This window comes from Thalassospira sp. B30-1, assembly GCF_015767575.1.
Classification (GTDB): Bacteria; Pseudomonadota; Alphaproteobacteria; order Rhodospirillales; family Thalassospiraceae; genus Thalassospira; species Thalassospira xiamenensis.
Genome location: NZ_CP065232.1, coordinates 3732213 through 3746568, shown reverse-complemented (window position 1 = coordinate 3746568; position 14356 = coordinate 3732213). Strand labels below are relative to the sequence as shown.

Annotated in this window: 16 protein-coding genes; 7 read left to right on the top strand and 9 right to left on the bottom strand. The window is 55.6% G+C overall.

Annotated elements, in window-relative coordinates; genetic code table 11:
• Window positions 1–8 precede the first annotated feature (8 nt).
• The 7 genes from pgeF (at window position 9) to IT971_RS17550 (ending at window position 6807) form a co-directional block, all read left to right on the top strand.
• Entirely contained in the window at window positions 9–830 is an 822-nt protein-coding gene (gene pgeF, locus IT971_RS17580) for a peptidoglycan editing factor PgeF (protein WP_223304860.1), read from the top strand.
• 112 nt (window positions 831–942) lie between these two features.
• A complete protein-coding gene (locus IT971_RS17575; protein WP_065701707.1) occupies window positions 943–1956 on the top strand; it encodes a hypothetical protein in 1014 nt (337 codons plus the stop codon).
• Window positions 1957–2273: 317 nt separating this feature from the next.
• Window positions 2274–3206 (top strand): ribose-phosphate pyrophosphokinase, encoded by a 933-nt coding sequence (locus IT971_RS17570; RefSeq protein WP_007090085.1) that lies wholly within the window; start codon window positions 2274–2276, stop codon window positions 3204–3206.
• Window positions 3207–3328: 122 nt separating this feature from the next.
• Window positions 3329–3949: a 50S ribosomal protein L25/general stress protein Ctc gene (locus IT971_RS17565; RefSeq protein ID WP_007090084.1), complete on the top strand. Its 621-nt coding sequence runs from the start codon at window positions 3329–3331 to the stop codon at window positions 3947–3949.
• Window positions 3950–3963: 14 nt separating this feature from the next.
• Window positions 3964–4734, top strand: a complete 771-nt coding sequence (gene pth / locus IT971_RS17560; RefSeq protein ID WP_065701706.1) for an aminoacyl-tRNA hydrolase — start codon at window positions 3964–3966, stop codon at window positions 4732–4734.
• A gap of 64 nt (window positions 4735–4798) precedes the next feature.
• Window positions 4799–5902, top strand: coding sequence for a redox-regulated ATPase YchF (gene ychF / locus IT971_RS17555; protein WP_007090082.1), 1104 nt, complete (start codon window positions 4799–4801; stop codon window positions 5900–5902).
• A 158-nt stretch (window positions 5903–6060) separates the two neighbouring features.
• Window positions 6061–6807, top strand: coding sequence for a GMP synthase (locus IT971_RS17550; RefSeq protein ID WP_065701705.1), 747 nt, complete (start codon window positions 6061–6063; stop codon window positions 6805–6807).
• A 22-nt stretch (window positions 6808–6829) separates the two neighbouring features.
• On the opposite strand, the gene IT971_RS17545 is transcribed toward IT971_RS17550, so the two are convergent.
• The 9 genes from IT971_RS17545 to IT971_RS17505 form a co-directional block, all read right to left on the bottom strand.
• The gene (locus IT971_RS17545) at window positions 6830–7348 is read right to left on the bottom strand and encodes a DUF2478 domain-containing protein (RefSeq protein WP_065701704.1); all 519 of its coding nucleotides are present in this window, start codon (window positions 7346–7348) and stop codon (window positions 6830–6832) included.
• Window positions 7349–7473: 125 nt separating this feature from the next.
• Window positions 7474–8064 (bottom strand): cytochrome c3 family protein, encoded by a 591-nt coding sequence (locus IT971_RS17540; protein ID WP_065701703.1) that lies wholly within the window; start codon window positions 8062–8064, stop codon window positions 7474–7476.
• A gap of 11 nt (window positions 8065–8075) precedes the next feature.
• A complete protein-coding gene (locus IT971_RS17535; protein WP_007090078.1) occupies window positions 8076–8540 on the bottom strand; it encodes a nitrate reductase cytochrome c-type subunit in 465 nt (154 codons plus the stop codon).
• 11 nt (window positions 8541–8551) lie between these two features.
• Entirely contained in the window at window positions 8552–11056 is a 2505-nt protein-coding gene (napA, locus tag IT971_RS17530; protein WP_065701702.1) for a periplasmic nitrate reductase subunit alpha, read from the bottom strand.
• Window positions 11057–11098: 42 nt separating this feature from the next.
• Window positions 11099–11350: a chaperone NapD gene (locus IT971_RS17525; protein WP_007090076.1), complete on the bottom strand. Its 252-nt coding sequence runs from the start codon at window positions 11348–11350 to the stop codon at window positions 11099–11101.
• Window positions 11343–11870, bottom strand: a complete 528-nt coding sequence (gene napF / locus IT971_RS17520; RefSeq protein ID WP_065701701.1) for a ferredoxin-type protein NapF — start codon at window positions 11868–11870, stop codon at window positions 11343–11345. Before napF ends, IT971_RS17525 begins: the two co-directional genes overlap by 8 nt.
• A gap of 17 nt (window positions 11871–11887) precedes the next feature.
• Complete coding sequence (napE, locus tag IT971_RS17515; protein ID WP_007090074.1) at window positions 11888–12061, bottom strand: periplasmic nitrate reductase, NapE protein; 174 nt, start codon at window positions 12059–12061, stop codon at window positions 11888–11890.
• Between the two features lie 222 nt (window positions 12062–12283).
• A complete protein-coding gene (locus IT971_RS17510) occupies window positions 12284–13324 on the bottom strand; it encodes a zinc-dependent alcohol dehydrogenase family protein (protein WP_065701700.1) in 1041 nt (346 codons plus the stop codon).
• 33 nt (window positions 13325–13357) lie between these two features.
• Complete coding sequence (locus tag IT971_RS17505) at window positions 13358–14320, bottom strand: rhomboid family intramembrane serine protease (protein ID WP_007090072.1); 963 nt, start codon at window positions 14318–14320, stop codon at window positions 13358–13360.
• Window positions 14321–14356: the final 36 nt, after the last annotated feature.

The following is a 14356-nucleotide window of genomic DNA, read 5'->3' as shown; positions in this document are numbered from 1 at the left end:
AGCTTTCGATGACCAGCCAGATAACCCGCGGAATTGAACGCAATGCCAATGGCCTGATGTGGTTCGAGGCCGAAAGCCTGCAACATCAAGATGGTCTGCGTCATGGCTTTCTGACCCGCAAGGGCGGGGTGAGTGATGGCATCCATAGCGGACTGAATGTCGGGTTCGGGTCGGATGACAGCCGGGACCGTGTTACGGAAAATCGCGCACGTGCGGCAAAGGCGTTTGGTACGAAGGCGGACCGTCTGACCACGGTTTATCAGGTGCATGGGATTGATGTTGCGGTGCTGAAACGCCCGCTGGAGCGCGAAGAAGCCCCGAAGGCTGATGCGATGGTAACCGACCGCCCCGATGTGATGCTGGGCATTCTGACGGCGGATTGCACGCCGGTATTGTTCCATGATGCAAAGGCGCGCGTGATTGGTGCGTGTCATTCAGGATGGCGCGGATCATTCGCCGGGATATCCGAGGCAACCGTAAGTGCGATGGAAAAGCTTGGCGCGTCGCGTGACAATATATCGGCCTCTGTCGGGCCGTGCATTGCGCGTCCGTCCTACGAAGTCGATGCCGGGTTCCGTGATACGATCCTGTCGGGTCCATCCGGGGATGAGGACCTTTTTGATCGATCCGTCCGCGATGGTCACTTCATGTTCGATCTGCCGGAATATGTCCGCCGCCGGACCATGGCGACAGGTATTGCCGCGGTCGAGCTGGTGGCGCGCGATACCTTGGCCGAAGAAGAATTGTTTTACAGCTATCGCCGGACGACCCTTCGCGGTGAACCTGATTACGGACGGCAGTTATCGGCGATCATGCTGACCGGTTCCTGATCCCGGGATTGCGAGGAAACATGCTATGCCCCATTTGATCATGCTGTTCTTCTTTATGATCATTGCAGCCATGGTTGGCTGCGTTTTGATGTGACGCGGTGAATTTGAATAGATGATTTCTCGATTACGGTTTCTGGTTCTTTTTGCGTCCTGTGTTTTGCCGCTTGCGGCATGCGGTGATTTACCGCGCCCGTTTGAAGGGGCCGGTCGCGAAGGTGATCCGACATTGCTGGAACTGCGCGATACCAACACGGTCCGGGTCGAGATCGGCGAAGATCTGCCCGAGGGGGCATCGGTGCATTTGTCGCGCGCGATGGCACGCGCGCTTCGCAATCTTGATATCCCGGCTTATAGCGACAGCCAGATCGGCGGTGACTTTATATTGCGGCCCAATGTCGAGTCCCGCCTGGCGAGCGGTGATGCGGCCTATATTGATGTGACCTGGGTTTTGATGAACCCGGATGGCCTGGCGATTGATACCGCCCGCGGGGCGGGGGAATTGCAATCAGGTTACTGGTTTGCCCAAACCCCGAACGGCCCCGAAGAAACCAACCTTGCCGTGCCCAAGGAGCTTGCCGACAAGGTTCGCGACCTTAAGGGCGAAAAGGTCGATCCGGCACAGCAGGCATATGATCAGCTGGTGGACGAGCCGGCCAAGCGGATTGCGTTTCTGATTTCGGGTGATCGTTCCCAATTTGCCGAGGCACCGGTGGTGAAGATCGCACTTGTTGATTTTGCAGGGGCACCGGGCGATGGGAATGAAGCACTGGTACGTTCCGCGGGGGCGTTGCTGCGTGCTAAGGGGATCGAGGTTGACGATGAAATAGACGATAGATCGATCATTTTATCGGCGACAATTTCCGTTAAACCAGTGGACCGCAAAACCACGACGCCGCTTGATCAGGTTCAGATCGACTGGGTGATCATGGACCCGGATGGCACCGAATTGGGCCAGATGGCGCAAAACAATGTCGTGCCGCACGGACGGCTTGATGAACGTTGGGGGTCGGTGGCATCGATTGCCGCCCAAGCCGCTGTCGATGCCCTTGAAGGGGCGCTTACTCAGGTGGCGCGCAAAAAGGGCATGATGCTTAAGGCCGATAAAAAGACGGTATCGTCACGTTGATAGCGTGCTGATCGTCCGATATTGCGCCAATCTGCATGACTGCCTTGTCGATATTCGGCACCGCGACCATTTACAGACTGTTAACGGCTGGTTATAACACCGCCGCGGTTCACTGATATGTGGACTTGCTCATTATTGGTCTTTGAGTGTCGTGGATATGTCGTTGGACCGGAAGGCGAAAGCGCCGAATTATACGGTCAAGTGAACGACAGGAAAGACGTGACGGGATCTGTTACCGGCAAGTTTGCATCCGGCCTGTACCGCACAGGACATTAGATTTATTCACTTTCCCGGCACCCATTAATCGAGGCCCCGCCATGAAGATCCTCGCTTGTAACAGCAACCGCCCGCTGTCTGAGGCAATTGCTGATCACTTGAGCCTGCCGCTTACCCGTGCAGATCTCAAGCGATTCTCCGATCAGGAAATCTGGTGTGAAATACAGGAAAACGTCCGCGGTGAGGACGTTTTTGTCATTCAGAGCACTTCTTTCCCTGCAAACGACCATCTTATGGAACTTCTGGTGGTTCTTGATGCGCTTCGCCGTGGTTCGGCCCGCCGCATTACCGCTGTGCTTCCGTATTTCGGATATGCGCGTCAGGATCGTAAATCGGGTCCCCGTACCCCGATTTCGGCAAAGCTGGTTGCCAACCTGATCACGGTTGCCGGTGCAGACCGCGTTCTGACCATGGACCTTCATGCCGGTCAGATTCAGGGCTTCTTCGATATTCCGCTTGATAACCTGTTTGCGTCCCCGGTTCTGACCAGCGACATCCGCAACAAGTTCGAAGGCCAGAAACTGGTTATCGTCAGCCCGGACGTCGGTGGTGTGGCACGCGCGCGTTCCGTTGCAAAACGTCTGGATGCCGAACTGGCCATCATCGACAAACGCCGCCCGCAGGCCGGTGTGTCCGAAGTCATGCATGTTATCGGTGACGTCAAGGATGCGGCCTGCATTCTGGTTGACGACATCGTTGATTCGGCTGGCACCCTTTGCAATGCGGCGACGGCTCTTAAAGAGCGCGGTGCGGCATCGGTTGCGGCCTATGTTTCGCATGGTGTTCTGTCGGGCCCGGCTGTTGAGCGTATTGCCAATTCGCCGATGACCGAAGTCGTGACCACGGACTCGATCAAGGCATCCGAAGCGGTGCGTGGCTGTTCGAAAATTCGTCAGCTTCCGATTGCACCTTTGATGGCCGAAGCCATTCGTCGAATTTCGGAAGAAAAATCTGTTTCCGTTCTTTTCGATTGAGGGTATAAGGCGCTGCTGCGCTGGCACCCCTGGAGGCCAGCGCGTTTGCTTTCGTGGGTTTTCACCGGTGATTTGCACCAGCCCACGGTCGCAATATGTTTTTAGTTCAAGGAGATTTTCCGATGGCAAACACTGTTATCACTGCGGAAATCCGTGAACGGGCCGGAAAGGGGGCCGCCCGTGCCGTGCGTCGTGCCGGTATGGTCCCTGGTGTCATTTACGGAGCAAAACAGGAACCTGTTCTGTTCCAGATTGACCCGCGTCCGCTCAACAAGCTTCTGCACAAGCAGGGTTTCTTCTCGCACATTCTTGATGTCAAGATTGGCAAAGAAACCTACGAAGTCCTGCCACGCGACGTACAGTTCGACAAAGTGACGGATGCTCCGATCCATGTCGACTTCCTGCGTTTTGCAAAAGGTCAGACCATGACCGTTGAAGTCCCGGTTCGCTTCGTTAACGAAGAGAAATCCCCGGGTCTGAAAAAAGGCGGCGTTCTGAACATCGTTCGTCACGATGTCGAAGTTGAATGTGCACCGAATGCCATTCCGGAAGAACTCGTCTTCGATCTGACTGGTGTCGAAGTTGGCGACTCGATTCACATTTCGGCGATCAAATTGCCGAAAGGTGTCGAACTCACCATTACCGACCGTGACTTCACGGTTGCGACTGTTGCTGCTCCGTCTGCGCTTAAATCGGAAGAAAATGCCGAAAGCGCTGACGACGAAGAAGCGACCGAAGAATAAGATCGAGGTCTACGATGTTATTGGTGATTGGATTGGGGAACCCGGGTTCGGGATATGCCGCCAATCGCCACAATATCGGCTTTATGGCGGCGGACGAACTCGTCCGCCGTCATTCTTTTGGACCCTGGCGCAAGAAATTTCAGGGGCAAATTGCCGAAGGCGAAGTGAACGGCCAAAAGATTCTGGTATTAAAGCCGGAAACTTTCATGAACCTTTCGGGCCAAAGCGTTGGCGAAGTCCTGCGTTTTTACAAAATTCCGATCGAAGACGTTATTGTCCTGCATGACGAGCTGGATCTTCCACCGGGCAAGCTGCGCGTCAAACGCGGCGGCGGCCATGGCGGGCATAACGGATTGCGGTCCATCGACGCCCATTGCGGCAAGGAATATCGTCGTGTGCGGCTTGGTATTGGCCATCCTGGGGAAAAGGAACGTGTTCACGGGCATGTTCTGGGCGATTTTTCCAAGGCCGAACAGAACGGTTGGCTTATGGCGCTGCTGGATGGCGTCGCACTTGAATTCCCGCGTCTCGTCAAGGGAGACGACGGCGGTTTCATGAGCAAGGTTTCGCACATTGTCTCGCCGCCAAAACCCAAGGCCGAGAAAAAGCCAAAACCGGCTGCGGCGGTTGAGAAATCGGCCAACGCTGTGAAAGGCGACGGCAAGATAGAAGATAAAGGTGCGTCTGATGCGCCGGAGGTTGAAGGCAAGCCCGACACCCCGGTCAGCAACGCCGCAACCGCCATGGCGCATGCACTGGCCCGCGCCTTTAACAAAAAGAAATAGCATCGGGATCGGGGCCTGCCCCATCCTGTTTCAGACACATTCGAAGTGACGGAGCCCGGAAAAGATGGGATTCAAATGCGGTATTGTCGGTCTGCCCAACGTTGGTAAATCGACCCTGTTTAACGCCCTGACACAGACTGCCGCGGCCGAAGCCGCGAACTTCCCGTTCTGTACCATCGAACCGAACACCGGTCGGGTCAGCGTTCCTGATGAACGCCTTGATAAGATTGCCGCCATCGGCAAGTCGGCGACCATCATTCCGACCCAGCTTGAATTCGTTGATATCGCCGGTCTTGTGCGCGGTGCATCCAAGGGCGAGGGGCTTGGTAACCAGTTCCTGGCCAATATCCGCGAAACCGATGCCATCGTGCATGTTCTGCGTTGTTTCGAAGATGGGGACATCACCCATGTCGAAGGATCGGTTGATCCGGTGCGTGATGCGGAAACCATCGAAACCGAATTGATGCTGGCCGATATGGACAGCCTTGAAAAGCGCGTTACCGGCCTTCAGAAACGTGCCAAGGGTGGCGATAAAGATGCCAAACTGACGCTGGAGCTGATTGAACGTACGCTTGAAGCCCTGCGCGAAGGCAAACCGGCACGTGTTGTTGAAATCAACAACGATGACGAAGCCAAGGCGTTTCGCATGTTGCAGCTTCTGACCAGCAAGCCGGTCCTTTATGCGTGCAACGTGGATGAAGACAGTGCGGCTGATGGCAATGCGCTTTCGGCCAAGGTTGCCGAAATGGCTGCCTCACAGGGTGCGCGTTCGGTTGTGATTTCAGCCGCGATTGAGTCCGAGGTTGCCCTGCTCGAGAGTGCCGAAGACAAGAAAGAATTCCTTGAGGGGCTTGGCCTTGAAGAAACCGGTCTGGCACGTGTTATCCGCGAAGGCTACAAGCTGCTTAACCTTTTGACCTTCTTCACGGTTGGCCCGAAAGAAGCGCGTGCATGGACAGTATATTCCGGCGCAACCGCACCGAATGCCGCCGGTGTGATCCATACCGATTTTGAACGCGGTTTCATCAAGGCCGAAACCATCGCCTATGACGATTTCATCACCTTTGGCGGTGAAGCCGGTGCACGCGATAACGGCAAACTGCGTCAGGAAGGCAAGACCTACATCGTCAAGGACGGAGACATCTTCCACTTTAAATTCAACGTATAAGCCGCTTTTCGGCATTATATGACGATTGGGAAAAGCCCCGAAGGCCATCGCAGAAATGCGGTGGCCTTTTGTCATGTCGTTTTGCCTTTTATGGTCTCGGGGCTTGTCAAAACGGTTCTAAACCGCCACCCTTTCGCTATCGCAGCAACGAGGTCGGCATGAACGAATTAAGTCCCGCGAAACGCGTTTTAATGGTTTTCAATTCTGCCACCGGTCAACCCGGTCGGGTTGGGGCTGTTTTGTGCCGGTATGGGTACGAGTTCGATATTCGCCGTCCGGGTGAAGGCGACGCGTTGCCAAGTGATATGTCAGGCTACCATCTGGCGATTGTGTTTGGCGGTCCGATGAGTGCCAATGACGACCATGAGGCTAATGTTGCAAAGATCATGGAATGGCTGCCCCATGTCGTGAACAGCAACGCGATGTATCTGGGCATTTGCCTTGGTGCGCAATTGATGGCGCGCCATTTGGGGGCCAAAGTCACCTCGCGTGCCGATGGCATGACTGAAATCGGTTATTACCCGATCGAGGCGACCGAGGCCGGGCGTGAATTGTTCCCCGATGAAATGATGGTTTATCACTGGCACAGCGAGGGGTTCGAGCTTCCCGACGGGGCTGAATTGATGGCGCGCGGCTCGGTTTTCCCCAATCAGGCCTATCACGTTGATAACCGGATCTGGGGGATTCAGTTCCATCCCGAAGTCGATGACGAAACCCATGAACGCTGGCTTGCGAAATCCGCGGAAAAGACTGAACGCCCGAATGGTCAGAACCCTGATCAACAGCGTGCCGGACGCGCCAGATATGATGCGGCATTCGGGGCGTGGTTTGAAAGTTTTGCGACCCGCGTTCTGATCGACGAGCGGGTTATTGTTGATGCCAACCTTGGCGTTTGCAGCGTTTAGCGTGTGGCCTGATGACAGGTCATCAGGCTTCCTGTGTTGCGCGTTCCCTGACTTGTTCCTGCCACCAGATGATGATTGAGTCCTCGTCAAAGGGCAGGGTTTGGGCATAGCCACCGTGGAAGTCCTGCCAGGCGGCGTCATATTCATCGCGAACCCCGACCAGTACCGGAATTCCCAAATCCATTGCCTTTGATATCACGTCGCGCAATCCGCGCCCGTCGGCTTCGCTGCGTCCAAACCGCCCGATGATCAGGATATCGGGGGTATGATCCAGATCGCCTTCAAGCTGTTCGGACAGGGTTGCCAATGCATCGCCATCCAGCTTGCAGCCGCGCGCCAGCGACCCGCGGTTTTTGGTGATCGGCATTTCATGTCCGGTGCCAAGATTGCGGACATAAACCAGGGTTCCGCAATCACGGTCCGCGCGGCGTTTCTGCACATAGCCCGCGACACGCAGCCCCTTGGCAACGACGTGATTTGCCAGACGATCCAGCAGATCGTCGATAGCGTCTTTGGGGAGAAAGGGGATACCAGCCAGCATTTATCTAGCCCCGGTTGCCATGTGGCAAAATGCCGGTGTCGACAAATATCGTCAAAGTCATAGCCCGTCCTTCACGCGGATTTCGGCGTGATCGCCACACAGATGCGATCACGCCGGATAATCGGTTACTGCCACTCGGGAACACCCGACATGTCAGGCAGATGATGCGCGATCCCTTTGTGACAGTCGATACATGTCTTTTCGCCGGTGAACAAAAATTTCTCGTGCGCTTCGACGGCACGGGGGCTTTGGCGGGTGATGTCCATCGATTCAGCAGAATGGCAGTTACGGCATTCCAGCGAATTGTTGGCTTTCAGCCGGGCCCATTCGTGCTGGGCCAGTTCAAGACGCTTTTCAACAAACTTGTCGCGTGTGCTGATGGTGCCGAAAATCTTGCCCCAGACTTCCTTGGATGCCTGCATTTTACGGGCAATCTTGTCAGTCCATTCATGCGGAACATGACAATCCGGACAGGTGGCGCGCACACCGGACCGGTTGGAATAGTGGATCGTTGATTTAAGTTCGGCAAAAACGTTGTCCCGCATTTCATGACATGAAATGCAGAACTTTTCGGTATTTGTTGCTTCAAGTGCGGTGTTGAACCCGCCCCAGAAGATAACACCAGCAACGAAGCCGCCCAGCGTCAAAAAGGCGAGGTTGAAATGCACACTTGGTGAATTCAGGACCTTCCAATAGCGTTTCAGAAGATCGAACATTGGCAATCTCCCTATTCCGCGATCCGCGTGCTATTGTTGGGCAGCAATGCATCAATATCGACAAAGCTGTTGCCGACCAGCGGCTCGACCTGACGTTGGGACACATGACACTGCGTGCAGAAATAGCGCCGTGGGCTGACCGCGGCCAAAAACTGACCGTCCCGATCCATGAAATGGGTGATCGAAACCATCGGTGCGCCGCTTTCGCCGGTGCGCGAACGCGCATGACATGACAGGCATTTATTGGCGTTTTTATCGATCTGATATCCTTCGATATCGTGCGGGATGGTTGGCGGCTGTTCGGGATAATTGCGCGGGCGTTTCTGGTCCGTATCCTCGAAGTTGCTGATCCGTGGTGCCGCGCTCTCCTGATCGGGGGCGGTGCTGCGCAGGGTGGTGATCGGTTCGGCGGCATATGCCGCGCCAGCAATTGCAATAATCGCCAGCGCCATGAGCCATTTCGGGGTCATTTTCATGGTTTCCTCCCTCACACCTTTTCCAGACGGACGGCGCATTTTTTGAAGTCCGTCTGTTTGGACATCGGGTCGGTGGCGTCCAGCGTGACTTTGTTGATCAGCTGGCTTGCATCGAACCACGGCACAAAGATCAGGCCACGCGGCGGTTTGTTACGGCCGCGTGTTTCAACGCGGGTACGCATTTCACCGCGTCTTGAAATCACCCGGACCTCGTCGCCGCGTCGCATGCCCATTTCGGCGGCATCGTCGGGATGGACGAAGCAAAGTGCGTCCGGGAACGCCCGGTAAAGTTCGGGCACCCGTTCGGTCATCGAACCGGAATGCCAGTGTTCCAGCACACGCCCGGTACACAGCCAATAGGGATATTCTTCATCCGGGCTTTCGGCAGGCGGCTCATACGGCAGGGCAAAGATGCGTGCCTTGCCATCCTTGTGGCCGTAAAATTCGACCCCGGCCCCCGGCGTGACATAGGGATCGTAACCTTCACGGTAACGCCACAGGGTTTCCTTGCCGTCCACAACGGGCCAGCGCAGGCCGCGTACTTCGTGGTATCTGTCGAACGGGGCAAGGTCGTGACCATGCCCGCGGCCAAAGGTCGCGTATTCCTCGAACAGGCCCTTCTGGACGTAGAAACCGAAATGCTTGGCTTCGACGTTGTTATAGTCCGGTGCGGTATCTTCGAGCGGGAATTTATTGACCTGTCCATTCTGGAACAGCACGTCAAACATGGTTTTGCCACGCAGTTCCGGTGCCTTGGCCAGAAGGTCTTCGGGCCAGACTTCCTCGATCTTGAAGCGTTTGGAGAATTCCATTAATTGCCACAGATCGGATTTGGCTTCGCCCGGCGCGTCGACTAGCTGATGCCACATATGCGTGCGGCGTTCGGCATTGCCATAACAGCCTTCTTTTTCGACCCACATCGCAGTCGGCAGGATCAGGTCGGCGGCCTCGCAGGTGACGGTCGGATAGACGTCGGAAACGGCAATGAAGTTTTCCGGGTTGCGGTAACCGGGCCAGCCTTCCTCGTTCATGTTGGCGCCAGCCTGCATGTTGTTATTGCACTGGACCCAGTACGCGTTGAGCTTACCGTCCTTGAGCATCCGGTTCTGAAGCACGGCATGGTAGCCGACCTTGTCGGGAATTGTGCCTTCGGGCAGTTTCCAGATTTCTTCGGCGTGTTTGCGGTGTTCGGGATTGGTCACCACCAGATCGGCGGGCAGGCGATGGGAAAACGTGCCGACTTCGCGTGCGGTACCACAGGCAGACGGTTGCCCGGTCAGCGAGAAGGGTGAATTGCCCGGTTCGGCGATTTTGCCGGTCAGAAGATGGATGTTGTAGCAAAGGTTGTTGGCCCAAACCCCGCGGGTATGCTGGTTAAAGCCCATGGTCCAGAAGGATGTGACCTTGATTTTCGGATCGGCATAAAGTTCGGCCAGAGCTTCGAGGCGCTCCTTGGGAACGCCGGTCATTTCATGGACCTTATCAAGGGTGTATTCCGAGACGAATTCGGCGAACTCGTCAAATGTCATGTCGGTCGAGCCACCGGCATCCGATGCATTTTGGGCCGATTGTTCGCGCGGATCTTCGGGGCGCAGGCCATAACCGATATCGATGTTGCCGCGGCGGAAGATCGTGTGTTTGTTGACAAAATCGGTATTGACCCGGTCGGTCTGGATGATGTGATTGGCGATATAGTTCAGGATCGCCAGATCGGTCTGCGGCTTGAACACCATCGGGATATCGGCAAGGTCAAAACAGCGATGTTCATATGTTGAAAGAACCGCGACCTTGACATGCGGGGCCGACAGGCGACGATCAGTGACACGCGTCCAAAGGATCGGGTGCATTTCCGCCATGTTCGATCCCCAAAGCACAAAGGCGTCGGCGGCTTCCATGTCGTCATAGCACCCCATCGGTTCGTCCATGCCAAATGTGCGCATGAAACCGACAACGGCGGACGCCATGCAATGACGTGCATTGGGGTCTAGGTTGTTGGATCGGAAACCGGCCTTCATCAGTTTGGAGGCGGCATATCCTTCCCAAACCGTCCATTGGCCGGACCCGAACATGCCAACAGAAGTCGGACCTTTTGCCTTGAGTGCGGCTTTCCATTTTTCGGCCATCACGTCAAAGGCCTCGTCCCACGAGACGGGCGTAAAATCGCCATTCTTGTCATAGACACCGTTCTTTTTACGCAGTAACGGCTGTGTCAGGCGGTCCTGGCCATACATGATCTTTGACAGGAAGTAGCCTTTGACGCAGTTCAGGCCACGGTTAACCGGGGACAGGACATCGCCATGGGTGGCAACCACATGGTTGTCCTTGGTCGCGACCATGACCGAACAGCCGGTGCCGCAGAACCGGCAGGGGGCCTTTGACCATTTGAGTTGGGTGTGTTCCGAATCAGTCACCAGATTTTGTGCCGCAGCAGGCAAACTGATGCCAGCAGCCGCAGCGGCAACGGCGGCGGCTTTTGCTTTCAGGGCATCGCGACGGGATATCTTTGCCTTGAACATTGTTAATTTCCTCGAGCCAAAGGTCAGACGGATTATTGGTTGTTATTGGGCGTTTTCATTGTGATGGAAGACCAGGTTAACCCCCAGAACACCAGGGATGTCGCCGATCTCTTTCATGCCGTCTGCGAGCTGTCGGTCGCTTGCGGCTTCCATCACGACAACGATCTTTCCGGACGGGTCATCGGCACTGATTTCAGTGTCGGGCATGTTCAGAAGGGCTGCCTTGATTGCTGTCATATTTTCAGGGCGAGACTGAATAATCATGCTGGAGATCACGCCGACTTTGTCATCCATGGGCTATCTCCGTGGCGGGTTTGATTGAAATGGCATCAACCGGGCATGCGCTAAAACAGGCACCACAGCCGGTACAAAGATCGTCGCCGATCAATACGCGGGCGCGACCGCCCAATTGCGGAATGATGCGGATCGCGCTTTCCGGGCAGACATCACCGCAGGAACGGCAATAGACACCGTTTTCGGCAAAGCATTTGCTGCTGACAGAAACGTCAAGATGCCAAGGGGCGGGAGCCGAACGATCAAAAACCGGTTCGTTACAGGCATCCGCACAGGCGTCACAGAAGGTGCATTCGCCTTTTGCGAAGTCGATTTCCGGGTGTCCGTCCGGACCGGCCTTGATGATGTTTTCCGGGCATGCGGGAATGCAGTCACCACACGCGGTGCAGTGATCTTCGAAACCCCATGACCAAGGAGGCCGGATGATATTTGGCGTGTGCGTTTCCCCCGCGTCTGCGGGCAAACCGCGCAGACCGGAAAAGAAAGCACGCCTACTGGTAAGTTTCGGTGCAGATGACATGACGACGTTCCCCGATATTACATCGGTGGTCCAGGAGGCCCGGCAAACATCTGATAAATCCAGATTGAAAATCCAAGCCCGCCGACCAGCGCAACCGCCAGTACCGGGGCCAGGACAACAGCCAGCAAAACGAAGCAGCGCAATTCAGTTTTGCGCCGTGTGCCGGAATCCATCGTTTGAATATCTGTCATCGGTTCCCTCTCTTTTCAGGCTGGAAACCGTTTCTTTCGCACTTTGTATCCCCTGCGAAAGCCGGTGTTCTCTTGTGAATTACTTTGAGTACCCACAAGCAACGTAGGGGCTATGCACAGGGCATTCAACCATGAATGATTTAAAGTTTGGAATTCTTAAATTATAAGTATTCTAAAGAGGGCGGTGAGGGTGCGGGATGCTTGGCATATTAATTGTTGGTGTTAGAAGCGGTCGATCACAGTAACGCCGGTGCTGACGAAATTATCCATATTCATCAAGGCCGTTGCGCCCTCGGCCAGGGTGACTCGATCCCTGATCAGTTTTTGTGGCGCGAGTTTGCCGGTCATGATCATGTCGATCATCGCGTCATAGCGAAATGCCTGCATGCCGTGGCTACCAAGGATTTCAAGTTCGTGGGCAACCACGCGGTCCATCGGAACGCGAGCATGGGCATGGTCGCCGGTCATAAGGCCGATCTGGATATGCTTGCCGCGTTTGCGCAAACATGACACGGAATTGAAACTGGTGATGGCACTGCCAAGGGCATCGACGGATACATGTGCCCCGCCGCCAGACAGGTCCTTGATCGCGGACGGAATGTCATCACAGGTTTTGGCGTTAAGGATATCGATCGCGCCCAGTTCACGGGCAAGGTCAAGCTTGGCATCGTCGATATCAACCGCGATCACGCGTGCACCAGCCGCTGCTGCGATCATGATGGCTGACAGCCCTACACCGCCGCAGCCGTGAACGGCTACGATTTGACCGGCACTGACTTTGCCCTGGTCAATCACGCCACGGAAACTGGTGGCGAAACGACAGCCAAGGCTGGCGGCGGTGGCGAAATCCATTTCATCGGGCAGGCGCACCAGATTGGTATCGGCATAGTCAATCGCGACATATTCGGCAAAGCTTCCCCAATGGGTAAAGCCCGGCTGGAACTGATGATCACAAACCTGATGATTGCCGCTGTGGCATTCCGGGCAATGGCCGCAGCCCGAAACGAACGGGACCGTGACCCGGTCGCCGACTTTCCAGCGTTTGATATCCTTGCCAACCGCTTCGATGGTGCCGGCAAATTCATGGCCGGGAACGTGGGGCAGTTTCACATCGGAATCATGGCCCATCCAGCCGTGCCAGTCGCTTCGGCACAGCCCGGTCGCCCCAACCTTGATGACAACGCCGTCATTTTCCGGTGTCGGATCGTCCAATTTCCTGACTTCAATTGGACCCTGATATTCGGTGAAAAAGGCAGCGCGCATGATCGTTCCCCGGTTCGGTTGGAAAGACTTTGATCAAGTATTGTCGGGTTCATCCCCGCGATGCAAGCGCGTAACTTTTGGTACGCCCACACCTGGTTTTGGTTGTGGCTTTGGCGGCTGATACCGGCCCCACGGGGATTTATCCATATTGGTTTCACCCGGGCGTCCCCATGGTCCACGGCCCGCACGTTTCATCCGTTCACGGCGTGCCGCACGTTCGGCCTCGTATGCCGCGGCCCACGGCGGTGGTGAGGCATTGGTTGCATTGCTTTTGCGACCTGGCCGGTAAACACCGAAAACCGGGACCTGTTTGGGGCCGCCCTGCCAAAGCGGGATATAGCGATATTTAAAGAACGGGATCAGCGCCAGACCGGCAAAGAAACCGGCAATATGGGCCAGAATGGCCACCCCCTGTTCGGCACCACTCGACAGATTGACGAACTGCATGCCGATCCAGAGACCAAGGACGGCAACCGCCGGAACGTAAAAGATAAAGACCCAGAAGAACCACACCAGAACCCGTGCCTTGGGAAACAGAAGGAAATAGGCCCCCAATACCCCGGCCAGCGCCCCGGATGCGCCGATCATCGGAATTTGCGATGTGGTATCAAGCAAGCCATGGCCGAGTGCGGCGGCAATACCGCAAACAAGGTAAAACACCAGAAATCTGAAATGCCCCATGGCGTCTTCGACATTGTTGCCGAATACCCAAAGATACAGCATGTTGCCGCCGATATGCATCCAGCCGCCATGCATGAACATGGCGCTAAAGATCGACAGGAATTCAAAGCCCGGCGGAAAAACGGCAAGCTGCGGGGGTAATTGGGCATTCCCGAACAGAACCGCTGGAATGGCACCATATTGCAAATTGACCTGAAACTGGCTTTGCGGTGCAAGGGACATGGTTAACAGGAACACGACGACATTAACGGCGATCAGGCCATAGGTCACCCATGGGGTGATTGTCGTCGGGTTGTTATCCTTGATTGGCAGCATCGGCTATCGTCCGGTCCCGTGGCTTATCCAAATGGG

What these genes read in the sequence shown, in the direction of transcription:
- IT971_RS17575 (WP_065701707.1), top strand. Translation starts at nt 943, where the DNA reads ATGATTTCTCGATTACGGTTTCTGGTTCTTTTTGCGTCCTGTGTTTTG.
- napA (WP_065701702.1), bottom strand. Translation starts at nt 11,056, where the DNA reads ATGTTCAAGGCAAAGATATCCCGTCGCGATGCCCTGAAAGCAAAAGCC.
- IT971_RS17525 (WP_007090076.1), bottom strand. Translation starts at nt 11,350, where the DNA reads ATGGATGACAAAGTCGGCGTGATCTCCAGCATGATTATTCAGTCTCGC.
- IT971_RS17550 (WP_065701705.1), top strand. Translation starts at nt 6,061, where the DNA reads ATGAACGAATTAAGTCCCGCGAAACGCGTTTTAATGGTTTTCAATTCT.
- pth (WP_065701706.1), top strand. Translation starts at nt 3,964, where the DNA reads ATGTTATTGGTGATTGGATTGGGGAACCCGGGTTCGGGATATGCCGCC.
- IT971_RS17565 (WP_007090084.1), top strand. Translation starts at nt 3,329, where the DNA reads ATGGCAAACACTGTTATCACTGCGGAAATCCGTGAACGGGCCGGAAAG.
- IT971_RS17510 (WP_065701700.1), bottom strand. Translation starts at nt 13,324, where the DNA reads ATGCGCGCTGCCTTTTTCACCGAATATCAGGGTCCAATTGAAGTCAGG.
- IT971_RS17570 (WP_007090085.1), top strand. Translation starts at nt 2,274, where the DNA reads ATGAAGATCCTCGCTTGTAACAGCAACCGCCCGCTGTCTGAGGCAATT.
- napF (WP_065701701.1), bottom strand. Translation starts at nt 11,870, where the DNA reads ATGTCATCTGCACCGAAACTTACCAGTAGGCGTGCTTTCTTTTCCGGT.
- pgeF (WP_223304860.1), top strand. Translation starts at nt 9, where the DNA reads ATGACCAGCCAGATAACCCGCGGAATTGAACGCAATGCCAATGGCCTG.
- IT971_RS17545 (WP_065701704.1), bottom strand. Translation starts at nt 7,348, where the DNA reads ATGCTGGCTGGTATCCCCTTTCTCCCCAAAGACGCTATCGACGATCTG.
- ychF (WP_007090082.1), top strand. Translation starts at nt 4,799, where the DNA reads ATGGGATTCAAATGCGGTATTGTCGGTCTGCCCAACGTTGGTAAATCG.
- IT971_RS17505 (WP_007090072.1), bottom strand. Translation starts at nt 14,320, where the DNA reads ATGCTGCCAATCAAGGATAACAACCCGACGACAATCACCCCATGGGTG.
- IT971_RS17540 (WP_065701703.1), bottom strand. Translation starts at nt 8,064, where the DNA reads ATGTTCGATCTTCTGAAACGCTATTGGAAGGTCCTGAATTCACCAAGT.
- napE (WP_007090074.1), bottom strand. Translation starts at nt 12,061, where the DNA reads ATGACAGATATTCAAACGATGGATTCCGGCACACGGCGCAAAACTGAA.
- IT971_RS17535 (WP_007090078.1), bottom strand. Translation starts at nt 8,540, where the DNA reads ATGAAAATGACCCCGAAATGGCTCATGGCGCTGGCGATTATTGCAATT.